Source organism: Nocardia sp. NPDC049935, assembly GCF_055586645.1.
The window spans coordinates 362,911-380,604 of sequence record NZ_JBVJHV010000002.1; the positions used below are offsets into that span (position 1 = coordinate 362,911).

At 69.1% G+C, this 17,694-nt stretch carries 16 protein-coding genes; 10 read left to right on the plus strand and 6 right to left on the minus strand.

The window, feature by feature from the left end; all coding sequences use genetic code 11:
• Positions 1-271 precede the first annotated feature (271 nt).
• Together ACZ6SF_RS09895 and ACZ6SF_RS09900 are read left to right on the plus strand one after the other, a co-directional pair.
• Positions 272-1,039 (plus strand): phosphotransferase enzyme family protein, encoded by a 768-nt coding sequence (locus ACZ6SF_RS09895; RefSeq protein ID WP_466061663.1) that lies wholly within the window; start codon positions 272-274, stop codon positions 1,037-1,039.
• Between the two features lie 98 nt (positions 1,040-1,137).
• Positions 1,138-1,578 (plus strand): hypothetical protein, encoded by a 441-nt coding sequence (locus ACZ6SF_RS09900; protein WP_466061664.1) that lies wholly within the window; start codon positions 1,138-1,140, stop codon positions 1,576-1,578.
• Here the strand turns inward: ACZ6SF_RS09900 and ACZ6SF_RS09905 are convergent.
• Complete coding sequence (locus tag ACZ6SF_RS09905) at positions 1,492-2,439, minus strand: NAD(P)-dependent oxidoreductase (protein WP_466061665.1); 948 nt, start codon at positions 2,437-2,439, stop codon at positions 1,492-1,494. The two genes, ACZ6SF_RS09900 and ACZ6SF_RS09905, sit on opposite strands and share 87 nt — an antisense overlap.
• Before the next feature lie 244 nt (positions 2,440-2,683).
• On the opposite strand from ACZ6SF_RS09905, the gene ACZ6SF_RS09910 reads away from it, so the two are divergent.
• A complete protein-coding gene (locus ACZ6SF_RS09910) occupies positions 2,684-4,582 on the plus strand; it encodes a S9 family peptidase (RefSeq protein WP_466061666.1) in 1,899 nt (632 codons plus the stop codon).
• Between the two features lie 215 nt (positions 4,583-4,797).
• Entirely contained in the window at positions 4,798-5,205 is a 408-nt protein-coding gene (locus tag ACZ6SF_RS09915) for a hypothetical protein (protein WP_466061667.1), read from the plus strand.
• A gap of 108 nt (positions 5,206-5,313) precedes the next feature.
• Here ACZ6SF_RS09915 and ACZ6SF_RS09920 read toward each other — a convergent pair whose 3' ends face one another.
• Complete coding sequence (locus tag ACZ6SF_RS09920) at positions 5,314-5,892, minus strand: TetR/AcrR family transcriptional regulator (RefSeq protein ID WP_466061668.1); 579 nt, start codon at positions 5,890-5,892, stop codon at positions 5,314-5,316.
• An 82-nt stretch (positions 5,893-5,974) separates the two neighbouring features.
• Between ACZ6SF_RS09920 and ACZ6SF_RS09925 the strand changes: the two genes are divergently transcribed.
• Positions 5,975-6,793 carry an SDR family oxidoreductase gene (locus ACZ6SF_RS09925; RefSeq protein WP_466061669.1) on the plus strand — a complete coding sequence of 273 codons (819 nt, stop codon included), beginning with the start codon at positions 5,975-5,977 and terminating at the stop codon, positions 6,791-6,793.
• Positions 6,794-6,828: 35 nt separating this feature from the next.
• Complete coding sequence (locus tag ACZ6SF_RS09930) at positions 6,829-7,689, plus strand: haloalkane dehalogenase (protein WP_466061670.1); 861 nt, start codon at positions 6,829-6,831, stop codon at positions 7,687-7,689.
• A 130-nt stretch (positions 7,690-7,819) separates the two neighbouring features.
• Here ACZ6SF_RS09930 and ACZ6SF_RS09935 read toward each other — a convergent pair whose 3' ends face one another.
• The 4 genes from ACZ6SF_RS09935 to ACZ6SF_RS09950 are packed head-to-tail and all read right to left on the minus strand — an operon-like array spanning position 7,820 to position 13,233.
• Positions 7,820-9,115, minus strand: a complete 1,296-nt coding sequence (locus ACZ6SF_RS09935; RefSeq protein ID WP_466061671.1) for an MFS transporter — start codon at positions 9,113-9,115, stop codon at positions 7,820-7,822.
• 32 nt (positions 9,116-9,147) lie between these two features.
• The gene (locus ACZ6SF_RS09940) at positions 9,148-10,356 is read right to left on the minus strand and encodes a CaiB/BaiF CoA transferase family protein (protein WP_466061672.1); all 1,209 of its coding nucleotides are present in this window, start codon (positions 10,354-10,356) and stop codon (positions 9,148-9,150) included.
• Positions 10,357-10,367: 11 nt separating this feature from the next.
• Entirely contained in the window at positions 10,368-11,828 is a 1,461-nt protein-coding gene (locus tag ACZ6SF_RS09945) for a dihydroorotase (protein WP_466061673.1), read from the minus strand.
• 37 nt (positions 11,829-11,865) lie between these two features.
• Entirely contained in the window at positions 11,866-13,233 is a 1,368-nt protein-coding gene (locus ACZ6SF_RS09950) for an FAD-dependent oxidoreductase (protein WP_466061674.1), read from the minus strand.
• Between the two features lie 264 nt (positions 13,234-13,497).
• Here ACZ6SF_RS09950 and ACZ6SF_RS09955 point away from each other — a divergent pair, with 264 nt between their 5' ends.
• The 4 genes from ACZ6SF_RS09955 to ACZ6SF_RS09970 are packed head-to-tail and all read left to right on the plus strand — an operon-like array spanning position 13,498 to position 17,412.
• On the plus strand, positions 13,498-14,304 hold the full coding sequence (locus ACZ6SF_RS09955) for an IclR family transcriptional regulator (RefSeq protein WP_449999062.1): 807 nt from the start codon (positions 13,498-13,500) through the stop codon (positions 14,302-14,304).
• Positions 14,301-15,143 carry an HpcH/HpaI aldolase/citrate lyase family protein gene (locus tag ACZ6SF_RS09960; protein WP_466061675.1) on the plus strand — a complete coding sequence of 281 codons (843 nt, stop codon included), beginning with the start codon at positions 14,301-14,303 and terminating at the stop codon, positions 15,141-15,143. Before ACZ6SF_RS09955 ends, ACZ6SF_RS09960 begins: the two co-directional genes overlap by 4 nt.
• Positions 15,140-15,979 carry a cyclase family protein gene (locus ACZ6SF_RS09965; RefSeq protein WP_466061676.1) on the plus strand — a complete coding sequence of 280 codons (840 nt, stop codon included), beginning with the start codon at positions 15,140-15,142 and terminating at the stop codon, positions 15,977-15,979. The genes ACZ6SF_RS09960 and ACZ6SF_RS09965 overlap by 4 nt, the downstream gene beginning before the upstream one ends.
• On the plus strand, positions 15,976-17,412 hold the full coding sequence (locus ACZ6SF_RS09970; protein WP_466061678.1) for an MmgE/PrpD family protein: 1,437 nt from the start codon (positions 15,976-15,978) through the stop codon (positions 17,410-17,412). Before ACZ6SF_RS09965 ends, ACZ6SF_RS09970 begins: the two co-directional genes overlap by 4 nt.
• Positions 17,413-17,694: the final 282 nt, after the last annotated feature.

Sequence of the window (17,694 nt, forward strand, 5' to 3'; positions counted from 1 at the left end):
CACTTCCCTTCACCGGTTGGAACACGCGAAGTGGAGCGAATTCGCAACATGTGCGTGGTCATGGCGTCAGAGGCTACCGCTGGTGTTCTCGGGCTCCGCATGGTCTGTCCTTTTCGGAGCGTTATCGTGCCAGCGAACACCCCGGCTGTCCACCCATTCGGCGGTACGAGTGCGACCGGTGTCCACCATCCGGTCAGGTCGCGCGGAAGGGTGACGGTCCGGTCCGGAACCGGCGTCTCGGTCGGTGGTCTCAGCGAAGCGAGGTCGGAGAGTGGACGAGGAGATTCTGTCCGGAGGGAGCACCACCGCGGTCGTACGGGTCGGCGACACCGTCCGGCGCGCGGCCGGCCCGTGGACCCCCGCGGTGCACGCGTTGCTCGACCATATCCGGCGGCGCGGTTTCCTTCGTGCCCCGCGACCCCTGGGCTACGACGAGCAGGGCCGCGAGATCCTCGACCTGCTTCCGGGGCGGGTCGCGGTCTACCCACTGCCGCCTTTCGTGCTCACCGACTCCACCCTGCGCGCGGTGGCCCAGATGCTGCGCGAACTCCACGACGCCACCGTGGACTTCGAGCCGCCGCCGGGTGCGAGCTGGCAGTTCCGGGCGCGGGAGCCGCAGGAAGTGCTGTGTCATAACGACTTCTGCCCCTACAACCTGCTCTTCGAGGGCGAGCGTCTCAGTGCGGTCATCGACTTCGATATGGCGGCGCCCGGTCCCCGCGTCCGCGATCTCGGCTACACCGCCTACCGGTTCGTCCCGCTGGCCGGCCCGGCGAACCCGGACGCCGGCGGGGCCGGTGCCGACGCGCAGCGCCGGCGGCTCGGGTTGTTCTGCGACAGCTACGGCGTCGCGGGCATCACCCCGGCCGATGTTCTGGACGCCGCTATCGCCAAGTTGACCGAACTGGTGGAGTTCATCGTCACCTCGGCCGACAGCGGCGACCGGGCGCAGCGAGCCGTCCTGGAACGCGGTGACACCAGGATCTACCTGGATGATCTCGAATATCTGCGGTCCCGTCGTGGGGAACTGACCGGTTAGCCGGCGTGCTCGGCATCCGTCCCGGCAGCCTGGATGGCCGAGCTGCCGCGGGGTCGGTTTTCCGTCCGGGGATCGCGCGCGCTGCCTATGGTGACCTCATGACGCTGATCGACGACCTGCCCGCGGCCGCCGCCGATGTATTGCGCAGGCGCGCCCGCGCCGCCGGGGTACCGGTCCACACCCAGGTACGCCGTGAGCTGACCGCTCTGGCTCGACGGCGGGTGCCGCTGGATTCGGTGGTGGAGTTCCTGCGGGCCGAACGGCCGGGGTGGCGGGAGTCGCGCGGCATCGCCGATGTCCCCCTCTCGGGCGGCGCCTACGCGCTGCCCGCCGCCGAATGGGACGTGCTCACCGAGCGGGCGGCCGCCCCGGGGCAGCTCCCGGGTGACTATCTACGCGACGAACTGGTCGCGCTGGCCCGGCGTCACACGGTCGAGGATTCGGTCCTCGAACTATCCGAGGCGCTCGGCGGCGACCCCGGGCGGGCGGGGGAGATCGAGGAGATCGCCGCGGCTGTCCGGTACGCGCGGGGCGAGTAGTTCGAACAGCGCGGTGATGCTCTGCTCGCCCCGGCCCTCGGCCACCGCCCGGCGCAGGAGGTCGTGCATGGGGGCGTGCCAGGACATATCGACGCCGGATTCGCGCGCGAGCCGCTCGTCGTCGCCGATACCGCTGTGGAAGAGCCCGACCGACGACCCCAGCCGGTCGTAGTCGCCGCTGTCGATCTCCGCGGCCATCACCGGGAGCAGCGCGACGATCATCTCCAGCCATTTCGCCGAATACGGAACCATCGAATCCGCCGGGATACCGCGCGCGGCCAGCAGCGCCGCGCCCTCGAGGAACCCCAGCAGCGCGGGCAGCAGGGTCGCGCCGACGGCGGATTCGTAGAGGGCGGCCAGATCCGGCTCCGCCCCGAGATGGACGATATCGCCGCCGAGTACGCGCAGAGTGCCGGCGTATTCGTCGAAGACCGCCCGCTCGCCTCCGAAGTACAGCAGCGTATCCGGATCGCCCACGGCCGCGGGCACGTTCTTGATCGCGCCGCCGAGAACCCGGGCTCCGCGGGTGGCCGCCCACCGCGCGAACTCCCGCGCAGTGGAGGGGATCGCGCTGCTCAGGGTGACGAGAGTGCGTCCGGCGAGGGCGTTCTCCGCGGCGGCCAGACTTTCCCTGGCGGCTTCGAGGCCGGTGGTCGACACGATGATCAGCCGGGCCGACTCGACCGCGGCGGTGATATCCGTCTGTAGTTCCGCGCCGCCGCGCACCAGGGGCGCGGCGCGTTCCGGAGTGCGGTTCCACACCGTGGTCCGGTGTCCCGCCGCGAGGAAGGCTCCGGCCAGCGCCCGGCCCATCGAACCGGTGCCGAGCACGGTCACCGGTATGCGCTGCTCGTCCGTCATCGTGACTCCGCTCGTCTCAGCGTGGAGACCTCCGCTCCACCGTGCGGCCGAGTATCGGACGGGCCGGTGGGGCGGACCAGTACGCACTTTTTCCGCCGGTACCCGACCTCCGGGTAAGGAACCAGGCCTACGCGGCGGGCCCGTCTGTCATGTGCCGCGGGTCACACTGTCGCGAGGTTGACCCTGCCGCGACGGCCGGGAGTGTGCTGGATTCCGTACCGCGCACCCACCGGAAGGATCGATCATGGCGTTGCCCGAATTCATCTCGGTCGAGGAGTTCTTCACCGAACCCGTGCGTGCGGCGCCGTCGATCTCGCCGGACGGCACCCGGATCGCCTATCTCGCGCCGTGGCGGAACCGCCTCAATGTCTGGGTGCAGGAGCTGGATTCCGGGGCCGAGCCCCGCTGTGTGACGGCCGACGAGAACCGCAGTGTGCAGAGTTACCGCTGGACCCGCGATTCGCGCCGGCTGCTCTACATCCAGGACGGCGACGGCGACGAGAAATGGCATCTGTACCGGGTGGATCCGGACGATCCCGCCGCCGCGGTGGATCTGACGCCGTTTCCGGGGGTGACGGTACTGGATATCGATCTGCCCGCCGATCTGCCCGGGAAGGCGCGGGTGCATCTGAACAAGCGGAGCGCGGCCTGGTTCGATCTGTGCGAGATCGATATCGCCACCGGCGAACTCACCGTGCTCGCCGAGAATCCCGGGTCGGTCGCCCACTGGCAGTGCGGTCGTGACGGTGAGATCTACTGCCGCGGACTGACATCCGGTGGTGATTTCGAATTCTCGCGCTGGGACCCGGAGGCGGGTGTGACGCGACCCGTCGCGACCTTCACGGGAGCGGATTACCCGATGGGGGTGGCGCCCGTGGTGCCCACACCCGACGGGACCGGTGTGTGGATCGGATCCAGCAGCGGTACCGACCGGACGCGGCTGGTGCGGCTGGATCTGCGTACCGGCGAGGAGACCGAGGTCGACAGTCACCCCCGGTACGACCTGGACACCAGGTCCGCGGTGAACCCGTCGCTGTACGCGCCGCTGATCCTCGACCCGGCGACCGGCGAGCTGCTCGGGGTGCGCTATCTCGGTGAACGTCAGAAGATCCACGCGCTCGACGAGCGTTTCGCCCAGGTGCTGGCGAATCTGGAGAAACTGTCCGACGGCGATCTCGGCGCGCTCTCCTGCGACGATTCGGGGCGGCACTGGATCGCCACCTTCGTCCACGACCGCGACCCCGATCTCGCCTACCACTACGACCATGTCACCGGGAAGAGCCGGCTGCTGTACCGCCCCTACCCGCATCTGGACCCGGAATCGCTGGCGCCGATGACGCCGGTGTTGATCCCGGCGCGCGACGGCCTGACCCTCCCGTCGTATCTGACCCTGCCCGTGGGGATCGAGCCGCGGAACCTGCCCCTGGTGGTACTGCTGCACGGCGGTCCGTGGTTCCGGGACAGCTGGGAGTTCGACCCGCCGGCCCAGTTCCTCGCCAACCGCGGCTATGCGGTGTTGCAGGTCGACTTCCGGGGTTCGACCGGCTTCGGCAAGGCGTTCGTGCGCGCCGCGATCAAGGAGTTCGCCGGTGCGATGCACGACGATGTGATCGACGCCGTGGAGTGGGCGGTGGCGCGGGGGTATGCCGATCGGGAGCGGGTCGCGATATTCGGCGGCTCCTACGGTGGTTACGCCTCGCTGGTCGGCGTCACCTTCACCCCGGACGTGTTCGCCGCCGCGATCGACTATGTGGGCATCTCGAATCTGGCGAACTTCCTGCGCACCATCCCGCCGTTCTCGAAACCGCATCTGGCGAACAACTGGCATCTGTTCGTCGGCGATCCGGCCGATCCGGAGCAGGAGGCCGATATGCTCGCGCGCTCGCCCATCACCTACGCAGACCGGATCCGGACCCCGCTGCTGGTGGTGCAGGGCGCCAACGACGCCCGTGTCGTGCGCGCGGAATCCGACAATCTGGTGGCGGCACTGCGGGATCGCGGTGTGGAGGTCGAGTACATGATCAAGGACGACGAGGGGCACGGATTCGTGAATCCGGAGAACCGGATCGATATGTTCCACGCGGTGGAGCGATTCCTCGCCCGGCATCTGGGTGGGCGGCAGGACCCGGCCCGGCCTTCCTGATTTCATCTGTGATCAGGCCGGATTCGGTGTCAGGGGAGGTATCAGATCGGCGTCAGCCCCGTATCAGGCCGGCCCGCGAAAGTACTCATATGAGCAGAACAGGGAGCCACTCCACAGTGGTGACCGGCTCTGAACGATCGGACCTCCCGGGTAGCGACCCGGATCGTACGGCCGTTCGTCCCCGACGCAGCACCACAGATTCCGAGGAGTACACCATGTCCATCACCCTGACCGCCCAGGACAAGGCCACCGTTCGCACCGCCGCCTACGGCGCCGTCTCGCTGATGTCGGCCGCCGATGCCACCGGCTCGCCGCACAAGGCCGCCACCCAGGGGTCTCTCGCCCTGTACTCGGCCACCGGCCCGATCGGGCATGTGCTCGCGGCGAAGTCCAAGGACATCGGCCTGCCGGGCAAAACCGTCGCCCAGCTCGCCGACCAGGTACTGCCGGCTCTGACCGCGGCCATGAGCCTGCTGAAGGCGCAGGATTCGGCCGAGGCCGACAACTTCCGCAGCACCGTCCTGGTCGCCGTCGACGTGGCCGGCCGGTCCGGCAAGGGCGGCCCCACCCCGGTATCGGCCGAGATGACCCGCAAGATCACGGCGGCTCTCGACGCCGCGTGATACGAGGATCCGCCCGGATCGCCCTGTGCGAGTGCGGTATCGGCAGCCACGGCCGATACCGCACTCGTGTGTTTCCGGGGCCGGCCGGAGCGCGTACGCGCCGACCGGTCAGGCCAGGGAATCGATCCACCGCTGCAGACGGCGGCCTTCCACTGCCATGAGTTCCGGATCGCGCAGCGTATTGGTCAGTAGCGAAATGCCCTGGTAGGCGGCGATCAGCGCGACCGCGGATTCGCGGGCGTCGGCGCGGCCCATCGCGGCGAACTGGTTTTCGGCCCACTCGATGAGGGTGCGTATCGGGGCGGCGACACTGGCGTCCAGACCGTCATCGCGTTTGTCCAGTTCGGAGGCGAGTGTGCCGGTGGGGCAGCCGAACCGGACCGCTGTATCGCGCTGCGCGACCCATCCGTCGATCAGCGCCTTCAGCCGATCGGCGGGTTCGGGTAGCCGGTCGAGCTCTTGGATCAGCTCCGAGAGGCTGCGCGAATGGGTCTCGATGGCGGCTTCCACCAGCTCGTTCTTGGTCTTGAAGTAGTAGTACACATTCCCCACGGGGACCTCGGCCACGCGCGCGATATCGGCGAGCGTGGTCTTCTCGACCCCCTGTTCGTGCAGAACCGTGGCCGCGGCGGCGGCCAGCCGGTCGCGTTTGCCGCGCGAAGGTTTGCCGGGGGATGAGTCAGTCACCTGACTAACGATAGACGCCGCGAGGTCCGTGGTGCTACGTTGCTCTGGATTTAGTTAGTTGACTGACTCACTAGGAGCTCTCATGATCGTGGTAACCGGCGCCACCGGAAACGTCGGGCGCGAACTGGTCCGCGTTCTCGCCGAATCGGGTGAACGGGTGCGCGCACTGTCCCGGCGCGAACCGGATCACCTGCCCGCGGGCGTCCGCCATATCGCCGCCGACCTGTCCGACCCCGAGGGGCTGCGCCCGGCATTCGACGGCGCCGACGCGCTGTTGCTGCTCGTGGCCGGGGACGATCCGCAGGGCATCCTGGATGCGGCGAAAGCAGGCGGAATCCAGCGGGTCGTGCTGATCTCGTCCCTCGGGGTCGGGACCCGGCCGGAGGCGTACCGCCACCCCGCGGCCTTCGAGACCGCGCTGCGCGGATCGGGTCTGGAATGGACCGTGCTGCGGTGCGGTGGACTGAATTCCAACGCCTTCGCCTGGGCCGAATCCATCCGCGCCGATCGGCTGGTCGCCGCGCCGTTCGGGGATATCGGCCTGCCGACGGTCGATCCGGCGGATATCGCGGAGGTCGCCGCCGCCGCGCTGACCCGGCCCGGCCACACCGGCGCGGTATACGAACTGACCGGCCCCGTTCCGACGACCCCGCGTGAGCGGGCCGCGGCCCTCGGCGCGGCTCTCGGCGAAACGGTGCGCTTCGCCGAGCAGACCGCCGATCAGGCCCGTGCGCGGATGCGCGCGGTTATGCCCGAAGCCGTTGTCGAGGGCACCCTGGCCATTCTCGGCGATCCGCTGCCCGCCGAGCGCCGGGTGAGCTCCGATATCGAGCGGATCCTGGGCCGGGCGCCACGTCCGTTCGCGGACTGGGCGGCCCGCAACGCCGCCGCCTTCCGCTGACCCCCGCTCCGCGACGCACGATCAGGAGATTTCCCATGCCGGTGACCTCGGTACTCGATTCGACGATCGCCCACCGCGAGGAGGGGTCGGGTGCCCCCTTCGTCTTCCTGCACGGCAACCCCACCTCGTCGCATCTGTGGCGCAATGTCCTCCCGGCCGTCGGCCCGGGCCGGCTGCTCGCCCCGGACCTGATCGGGATGGGTGATTCGGGTAAACCCGCCATCGACTACACCTTCGACGATCACGCCCGCTATCTCGACGCCTGGTTCGACGCCCTCGGTCTCGACGGGGTCGTACTGGTCGGCCACGACTGGGGTGGGGCCCTGGCCTTCGACCACGCGGCCCGTCATCCCGGCCGGGTCCGCGGTATCGCCTTCACCGAGACCATCGTCAAACCCATGTCCTGGCAGGAGTTTCCCGAAGGCGGCCGGGCACTGTTCCGGGCCGTCAAGACCGACGGCGTGGGGGAGTCGATGATCCTGGACGACAATCGCATGCTCACCGAAGGGCTCCCCGGGACCGTAGCGCACACCTTGGATCCGGCCGATCTGGCCGAATACCTGCGGCCCTACCCCACCCGGGAGTCCCGGGTGCCGCTGCTGCGATGGCCACGCGCCATGCCGCTCGGCGGTGAGCCCGCCGATACCGTGGCCCGCGTCGAGAACTACGCCGGCTGGCTCGCGACAAGCCACGACGTGCCGAAGTTGCTGATCGAATTCGCGCCCGGACCCGGTGTGATGATGGGCCCGGACCTGCTCGCGTGGTGCGCCGACAATATCGCCGCGCTGGAGGTCGCGCGCTACGACCTGCCGGCCGGGCATCACACCCCGGAGGACCGTCCCACCGAGATCGCCGCGGCGGTGGCCACCTGGGCCGACCGGCACGGTCTGCGCTGATCCGGCCGTCGCGATGGCCCGGTACGGACGCGGCGGCGGCGTTCGCAACCGCCCGGATACGGAAACGCACCGCGTAACTCCCTCATCGGATTACGCGGTGCGTCGTATTTCCGGACTGCTCCGGCCCGTGTCAGCTCGCCGTGGTGAGCTGACCTTCCGGCTCACCCGAGCCCAGCACGGTGCGCTCGGGTTCCTTGGTGAACAGCAGCATCGCCGCCGCGCCGATCAGGCACAGCACCGTCATGACGATGAACCCGCCGTTGTAGGTGCCGGTGCGGCCGACGATGAAACCCATCACCGACGGCGCGATGATGCCCGAGAGGGCGAAGCACGCGTCGGCGAAACCGGCCGCGGTACCGGGCTGGGTGGGCGCGGCGTCGATCGAAGCGACCCACCAGATGCCGCCGGTGACGAAACCGAAGCCGACACCGGCCGAGATGCAGATCAGCGCGACCGTGAGATTGCCGGGGACGAACAGGATCGGGATGATCGAGGCGCCCGCGAGCAGCAGTGCCACGCCGATGATGACGAACCGCGAGCGGATGCTCTGGGTCTTCTTGTACACCCGGTCGACCAGGATGCCGCCGAGCAGCGCGCCGACCACACCGGCCGCCCACGGCGCCACCGAGAATCCGCCGACCTCCTTGATGGACAGCCCGAATTCGTGTTCCAGGTACTGCGGCAGCCAGTACATGAACGCCCAGAACATGAAGCCCCAGGCGAAATAGCCCAGGCCCACCAGCCACAGGTTGCGGTTGCGCAGGATCTCGCCCCAGTCGACCTTCGATTCGTGGCCGCTGTCCTCACCGTCGGCCTGCCCGGCCTTGATGTAGTCCAGTTCCTCCTTCGAGACGAAGGACGCTTCGCTCGGGGAGTTCTTCAGGAACGGGTAGGCCAGTACGACCCAGGCGATCCCGGCGACCGCCAGCACCCAGAACATGCCCTTCCAGCCGGTCAGCGCGATCAGCTGGGTGAGGATCGGACCGCCGATGAGCAGACTGCCCGACACCGCGACACCGCCGATGAGCGCGAGCGCCTTACCGCGCTCGTGCACGGGCAGCCAGCGGCTGGCGACCCGGGTCGCCGCCGGGAAGCACGGCGCCTCACCGGCTCCGAGGACGATACGCAGCAGGATCAGGCCGATGAATCCGCCCGCGAACGGGGTCAGCGCGGTGGCCGCGGCCCAGATGAACATGCCGGCGATGAGCACCTTGCGGGAACCGTACCGGTCGACCAGGGGCCCCGAGAGCAGCGCGAACAGCATATAGCCGATCGAGAACGCGGAGCTGATGATGCCGTATTGCCCGGGAGTGATCCCGAATTCGGCCTTCAGATCGGTGGCCGCGAACGAGATCGCACTGCGATCGACATAATTCACCACCACCAGGCCCAGAATGATGGCGATTGTCCACCAACGCGATTTCATAGGGTACTCCTCGGATGAAACAGATCGCGGGGTCAGATGACCCCGCGGGCCCGCAGGTCGTCGATGTCCTCGGGGCTGCGCCCGAGGCGGGTGAGGACCTTGTCGGTATCGGCACCGGCGGGTCTACCGGTGTGACGGATCGCACCGGGGGATCGGGTCATGCGCCACATGACGTTCTGCATGCGCATGGGGCCGAGGTCGTCGTCGTCGACAGTGGTGACCATGTCGGTGGCGACGACCTGCGGGTCGGTGAGCAGATCGCTCGGCTTGTAGACCGGCGCCACGGCGGCACCGGCTTCTTCGAAAACGCCGGTGACCTCGTCGCGGGTGCGTTCGGCGATCCACCCGCCCACGTACTCGTCGAGGAGGTCGGCGTGCTCGGCGCGGGTGCGGCCGCTGGCGAACCAGTCCTCGTCGATCACCTCGGGATGCCCGACGATCTGCATCACGCGTTCGGCGATGGCCTGGGCGCTGGTGGAGATCGCGAGCCAGTGCTCGTCCTTGGTGCGGTACAGATTGCGCGGGGCGTTGTTCTGCGAACGGTTGCCCGTCCGCTGCTGGTCGATACCGAGCTGGTCGGCGTAGATCACCCCGGGGCCGACGGCGGTCATGATCGGGGTGAGCAGATCGAGGTCGACCTCCTGGCCCGTGCCGCCGTTGCGTTCCCGCTCGAACAGCGCCATCGAGATGGCCGACGATCCGGCGACACCGGCGATGGAATCGGCGAGCCCGAAGGCGGGCAGGGTGGGCGGTCCGTCGGGCTGGCCGGTGAGATGGGCGAATCCGCTCATCGATTCCACCAGGGTGCCGAACGCGGGCCGTTTCGAGTACGGGCCGTGCTGGCCGAACCCGGTGACGCGCAGCATGATCAGACCCGGATTGCGTTCGGCGAGTTCGGCGTAGGACAGGCCCCAGCGTTCGAAGGTGCCCGGGCGGAAGTTCTCCACGATCACATCGGCCTCGGCCGCCAGATCGCGGAAGATCGCCTGACCGTCGGGGGTGCCCAGGTTCAGCGTGAGGGTCTGCTTGTTACGGCTGACCATCTTCCACCACAGCGGGACACCGTCCTTCTCGAGACCGTGCCCGCGCATCCCGTCCGGTTTCTGCGGATGCTCGATCTTGATGACCTCGGCGCCGAAATCACCCAGGATCTGCGCGGTGAGCGGTCCGGCCAGGATGGTGGAGGCGTCGAGGACCTTGATTCCCCGGAGTGGCCCGGTGGGCTGCGACTCGTCGTTCAACTGCGCACTCCTCAGTACGGACGCGAGATGTAGCGGCCGGTGGGCTCGCCGGTGACGACCCCGTCGGCCAGCACCCGGTTGCCGCGCACGAAGGTGTCGGTGACCGCGGCGGTCAGCTCGAAGCCTTCGAACGGCGTGTATTCCTGGGTGGATTCGGAATCGGCGGCCCGCACGGTCCAGGTGCGGTCGGGGTCGACGATCGCGATATCGGCGTCGACGCCCTCGGCCAGCCGGCCCTTACCGGGCAGGCCGTAGCGGTCGGCCGGGTTGGTCGCGATGAGCTGCGCGATCCGGCGCAGCGACAGTCCGCGCTTGCGGCCCTCGGTGACCAGTCCGGACAGCAGGTATTCGGTGCCGCCGAACCCGGACTTCGCGGCGAACACATCGTCGCGGTCCTCGCCGAACTTCACCTCGTCCTTGCAGCAGGCGTGGTCGGAGACGACCCAGTCGATATTGCCGGCGAGCAGGTGCTCCCACAGCGCCTCGACGTCCTCGCGCGGGCGGATGGGCGGATTCACCTTGGCGCCCAGCCCGTTCGCGTTGTCGATATCGGTGAGCAGATGGCCGATGGTGACCTCGCGGCGGAAGTTCACATGCGGGAACGCTTCGGCCATCTTCATGGCGGCCTTCAGCGCCTTGGCCGAACTCAGGTGCAGCAGGTTGATATTCGGCAGGCCGGTCTCATCGGCGAGGAAGGAGGCGATGGTGACGGCCAGGCCCTCGGAATGCTGCGGGCGCGACGCGCTGTATGCGGCGAGGCCGCTGAGCTTGCCCTCCTGCTCGACGATCTTGGTGTAGGCGCTCATGATCTCGGCGGTCTCGCAGTGCAGCGACAGCGAGATGTGCTCGGCCAGTTCGGGGAACTGCTCACGCGCCTTCTGCACGCCGCGCATGACGAATTCGAAATGCGCGATGTCGTAGCGCTCGTCCTCCGGGATCATCAGGAAATCGCTCTGCGAGGTGGAGCGGCCGTGCAGCCCGTGGCTGCCGTAGAACATGAAGATCTTGAACGAGGTCACGCCCTGATCGGCGGCCAGCGCGGGGATCTCACCGATATGTTCCTTCGACATCGGCGCGAGATGGAACGCGTAGTCGATATAGCTGCGGCCCGCCGAGGCGTCCAGCACCTCGGGGAAGAAATCGGCGTACGGGCCGCCCTTGTTCAGGTAGTACTGCCCGGTACGCATATAGGTGAGCGCGGTGGTCACGCCGCCCTGGGCGCTGGCGCGGGATTCGGTCTGCGTGTCCTCGGCCAGCGGGTTGTAGATACCCCAGTGCTGATGCGCGTCGACCACGCCGGGGAAGACCAGCTTGCCGGTCGCGTCGACGATCTCGGCGTCGTCGGCGCTCAGATCGGGGCCGATGGCCGCGATCTTGCCGTCCACGATGAGGATATCGGCGGTCTCGCCCTCTTCGGGGGCCGCGTTCTCGGTGCGGACGACGGTGCCGTTCTTGATCAGATAGCTGGTCATTGTCTTCTCCTGGCGAATAACTGGATAGATGTGCTGGTCAGGCGGGGACGGGACTCATCACGTGTTCGGCGGCGAGGAATGCCAGGCCGAGCGCGGTGACGAGGCCGTTGCCGGCGAGGTAACCGCCGGCCCCGTGACCGGAGATACCGATGGCCGCGCCGCCCGAGGCGTAGAGCCCCGGAATGGGCGCTCCGGCGGCGAGAACGCGGGCGTGTTCGTCGACGACGAGCCCGCCCTGGGTGTGGAACAGGGCCGGGGTGATCGCGATCGCGATATACGGCTCCGACAGCGGATGGCGTTCGTCGGTGCGGCCCTGGCGGTCGGGTTCCGAACCTTCGGCCGCGCGACGGGCGGCGGCGAGTTCGTCCTCGAGCGCGTCGGGCTGGACGCCGATGAGTTCGGCCAGCCCGCGTGCGGTCGCGGCGCGGATCAGCGAACCGCTCTCGGCGACCGCGCGGAAATCGTCGAATACCGAGCACAGCTGTTCGATGTGCTCGTCGATCACGATCCAGCCGGCGCCGCCGGGGCGGGCGGCGAGGATGGCCGCGAATTCGGAGTAGCCGGTTGTCTCGGGGGCGAAGCGGCGGCCGGTGCTGTCGACGATCACGCCGCCGTGCACGACGGTGGCCCAGCCGATCAGCGTCTGGCTGCGCGCGGACAGCGCCGCGTGCCCCTGGTAGGCGTCGAGGTAGCCGGTATCCGCGCCCAGGTCACGGCCGATGCGCAGGGCGTCGCCGCGGCTGTACCGACCGCCGTGATAGTGGGCGCCGGCGATCTCCGGCATCCATTCGCGGACGAGATCGGTATCGGCGCCGAAGCCGTTGGTCGCGAGCAGGACGGCGCGGGTGGTGAGCTGTTCGGCGTTTCCGTCGGGTGTCGCGATCTCCACCCCGGAGACCCGGCCGTCGGTGGTGTGCACGGCGCGCAGGCTCATCGGGGCGATGAGTTCGATATTCGGATGCGCCCGGACCCGGTCCACGAGGTGGCGCAGCAGTTTGGAGCCGTGCCGGCCCGGGATGGTGTGGCAGCGGTCGGCGCTGTGCCCGGGGTAGCGGAAATCGGTGACCAGTTCCAGCTCGAGTTCCTGGGCGTCGGCGAGCCAGGTGACCAGAGCCGCGCTCGCCTCGGCCAGGGCGCGGGCGACCCGCCGATCGGCGGTGCCGCCGGTTTTGCGGTCGATATCGGCGAGGAAGCGTTCCGGATCGTCCGATACCCCGGCGGCCTGCTGCCAGCGGGTTCCGGCGGCCGGGATCATCGCGGTGCACATCGAGGTGTTGTTACCGCGCTGGAAATGCTCGTCGGCATCGATCACGAGCACGCTCGCGCCGAGTTCGGCGGCGCGCAGCGCGGCGACGAGCCCGCCGCCGGCGCCGGCGATGACGAGATCGAAATCCGGACCGTCCACGCTTCCTCCTATCGTGTTCCGTCCAGCGGAACGCAAGAATGTGGTCCCCTGCACTATGCACGTTTGACAATCTGGGCACAAGTGCCTGTAGAAACGATTAACGCAGCAGAAACTCGAATCAAGCCCGCTAAGGTGCTGGACAATTGTTTCGCTAAGCGGTACAACTTGTTCAGTTGTTGAGCGTCAACCGGCGGGTCGCGCCGGGGCGACCGCCCGTGCTGTTGTTGACCGGACAACGAAATGACCCCGCAGAACGGAGCCACGATGGAGTCCTCCAGTGGAGGCACCACAGCTGCCGCGCGGGCAGCCGATGTGCTGCTCGAGTTCGGCCGCCGCTCGAGCGCGCTCGGCGTCTCCGAGATCGCCCGCTCGACCGGTATGTCGAAGGCGGTGGCACACCGCATCCTGACGACCTTCGTCGACTGCGGACTCCTGCTCTACGAGCCCTCGACCAGGCGATATCTGCTCGGTCCGGCGGCCGCGACCCTGGGCGCGCGCGCCCTGGACGTATCCCCGCTGCGGCGAGCGGCCCGCGAGGCCCTGGTGGACCTGCAACGCGCCACGGGTGAGACGGCGACCGTCACCGGTCGCATACCGGGCGGTCGCGTTTATCTCGACCAGGTCGAGAGTACGCAGGAGATAAAAATGACCGTCGAACTGGGTCGCCGGTTCGAACTGCACAGCGGCTCGTCGGGGCGCATCATCGCCGCGCACCTGTCCGAGGAGGAACAGGACGATCTCCTGTCCCGTCCGCTGCCCCGGTTGACCGGCACCACCATCGTCGACCCCGCGCGGTTGCGCGCGGCGCTGCGCGAAGCGCGCGAACGCGGTGTGTGCCGGTCCACCGGGGAACGCCAGGAGGGTGCCGGTTCCATGGCCGCGCCGGTGTTCGGCGCCGACGGCTCGGTGATCGGATCGGTCTCGGTCTGCGGACCCAGCTACCGCATGACCGCCGAAGCCTGCGATCGGCACGAGGCCGCGCTCGTGGAGGCGGCGCGCCGGGTATCGCGGGCCATGGGTCATCGCACCTCCGACGCCACGGCCGATATTCCGGCGGTGAGCACCCCGTGACCCCGCGCAGCTGGCTGTATGTCCCGGGTCATCGTGACGACCGGATCGGCAAGGCGATCGACAGCGCCGCCGATGCCGTGGTGATCGACCTCGAGGACGCGGTCCCCGTGGGCGCCAAGGACCGGGCGCTGGCCAACGCGCTCGACGCGCTCCGGCAGGCGCCGGCCGCGAAGCCGATCTGGCTGCGGCTCAACGCCGTCGGTACGGAATGGCTCGACAAGGAGACCGCGGCGCTGGCCGCGAGCGGAATCCGGCCGGCCGGGGTCCGCTTGCCCAAGGCCGACGACCCCGCCGCGGTCGCCGCGACCGCGGACCGGCTCGGCTGCGCCGTCCACGCCATCATCGAATCCGCCGCCGGGCTGCTCGCGGCGCCGCGGATCGCGCGCTGCCATCCGCGGGTCACCGGAATCGCGTTGGGTGAGGCAGATCTGGCCGCCGATATGCGCACCGAGGCCGGTGGTCTGGAATGGGCGCGCGGCTGGCTCGTCACCGCCGCCCGCGCCGCCGGGTTGGCTTCCCCGGTGCAGAGCGTCTGGACCGCCGTCGACGACCCGGAAGGTCTGGCCCGCACCTCCCGCGCCGGGCGCGCCCAGGGTTTCTTCGGCCGTTCCGTCATCCACCCGAATCAGATCGACATCGTCAATCAGGCCTATACGCCGTCACCGGAAGACCAGGACCGCGCCCAGCGGATCGTGGATCTCGCCGCCGCCGCACTGGCGGCCGGTGAATCCGCGGTGCTCGACGAATCCGGCAGGTTCATCGATCCCGCCGTCGTCGCGAATGCCCGCGTGGTCCTGGACCGGGCGCAGGCCACCGCAGTACGAGGAGTGAGAGCATGACCGAAACATCCGTCGCCGCGTCGCCCGACGTGTTACTGAACGCTGTGATGGGCAGCGACCTCGACACCGTCGAGCTCGGGCATCCCTACACCACCGGTATGCCCTGTTCCCCCAACCATCCCGGTTTCCGGATGACCCTCATCCGCCGCCACGGCGATATGGTCCGCCCGGACGGCGGTTCGGCCTCGAACGAGATCATCGTGACCGGTGGCCACGTCGGCACCCATGTCGACGCGCTCTCCCACGTCAGCCACTGCGGCAAACTGCACGGCGATATCGACGCCGAGGAGGCGCAGCGCGGCGGCCGGCACTCCCGCCACGGCGCCGAGAACATCCCGTTCATGCTGCGCCGCGGGCTGCTGCTGGACGTGCCCAAGGTGCGCGGCGTCGACGTCCTCGAGGCCGGTACCGCGATCACCGAACAGGATCTGCGCGATGCCGCGGATGCCGCCGGGGTGACTCCGCGCCGCGGCGACGTGGTGCTCATCCGTACCGGCTGGGCCCGCCACTTCGACGACGCCCAGCGCTATCTGGGCCAGCAGGACGGGGTCCCGGGCGCCGATGTGAGCGCCGGGCGGTGGCTGGCCGCCGCGGGCATCGTGGCGGCCGGTGCGGATACCACCGCCTTCGAACACATTCCGGCCGGTAAGGGGCACAGCGTCCTGCCGGTGCACCGGGTGCTGCTGGTGGAGAACGGTATCCACATAATCGAACATCTGAACCTGGAAGCCGCCTCCGAGCGCGGCCTCACCGAGTTCACCTTCGTCATGGCGCCGCTGCGCATTGTCGGCGGCACCGGATCGCCCGTTCGTCCCGTCGCGGTGGTGGCCTCGTGACCGCCGCCGCCACCCGTCACGACCTGGACGGCACGGTCGTCGGCCGCCTCGCCGCGCTGGCCGGCCGGGTCCGCGCCGAGGGATTGTCCGCCGACCTGCGCAAGGATGCGGCGCGCCGTGTCCTCGACGTACTCGGCAACTCCCTCGCCGCCCACGGCCAGCCGTCCGCGCGCGCGGTCACCGCGGTCGCGCGGGAATGGGCCGGAGCCCCCGCCGCCACCGGAATCGGCACCGGCGAACGCTTCCCGGCCGCGACCGCCGCCCTGGTCAACGGGACCCTCGCGCATTCGATGGATTCCGACGACACCCACCTCCCGTCGGTGCTGCACCCGTCGGCGTCGGTGATCCCGGCCGCGCTGGCCGTCGGAGAGGCGACCGGTGCGTCCGGACCCGCCGTCCTGGACGCCGCCGGCGTGGGCATCGAGATCGCGGTCCGTCTCGGTATGGGCGGCTACGACGAAGAACTCGGCAATTCCGAATTCTTCGAACGCGGCCAGCACGCCACCTCCATCTGCGGGGCGGTCGGCTCGGCCGCCGCCGCGGCGATGCTCTACGGTCTCGACCCCGAAGGTATCGCCGACGCGATGGGTATCGCCGCCAGTTTCGGCGCCGGGCTGCTCGAGGCCAACCGCACCGGCGGCACCGTCAAACGCGCGCACTGCGGCTGGGCCGCGCATTCCGGTGTCACCGCCGCGCAGTTCGCCAAGCACGGGCTCACCGGCCCGCCCACGGTGATCGAGGGCCGGTTCGGTTTCCTGCACGCCTTCTGCGGCGACCGCGCCGATGTGGACAAGGTCGTCGACCGGCTCGGCGAACACTGGGAACTCCCGGGCATCTTCTTCAAGCCCTACCCCTGCAACCACTTCACCCACGCCGGTATCGACGCCGCCCGTGCCCTGCGGGCCGGTGGACTCGACCCTGCCGACATCACCGAGATCGACCTCGGAGTGCCGAAACCGGTACTACGCACCATCGCCGAACCCCCGGCCGCGAAGGCCGCCCCCGAATCGGGTTACCACGCCGCCTTCTCGGGCCCGTTCACCGTGGCCCGGGCCCTGCTCGGCGGGTCGGGACTCGGTGTGGGCCATGCCGATTTCACCGACGAGGCGGCGCAGGACCCACGCACCCTGGAACTCGCCCGCTTGGTCACCAGCCATGCCGACGACCGCTGCGATGAGATCTACCCGCACCAGTTCCCCGCTGTCCTGCGCGTGCGCACCCGCGACGGCGCCTGGCACGAAGCCCGGATCGACCACAATCGCGGCGGCCCCGCCAACCCGCTCTCCGACGCCGAACTCACCCAGAAGTTCGATCTCAACGTCGAGCACCGGCTGTCACCGGAGGCCGCCCGCGAGGTCGCCGAACGAACCCTCGCCCTTCCCGCTACCGCCTCCCTCGACAGCTTGATGGATGCCGTGCGCGGCGTGCACTGACCACCCGGGGACCGGGTCGCATCGGCCCGGTCCCGCGACTCGCCGTGACGGCCTGGCCCATAAACTCGCGACCCGTGATGAGGATTCGGCATCTGGTTCTGGCCTGCATCGTGGCCACGGGTGCGACCGCGTGCGGCGAGTCGGGGTCGGATTCGCCGGAGACGACAGCGGCTCCGGCGATTCGCACCGCCTGCGACGCAGGCGCGGCGTCCGGATCCGTCTTCACCACCGAAGTGCGTCCAGATGTACCGTTCACGATTCGGCTTCCACAACTGCAGGGTT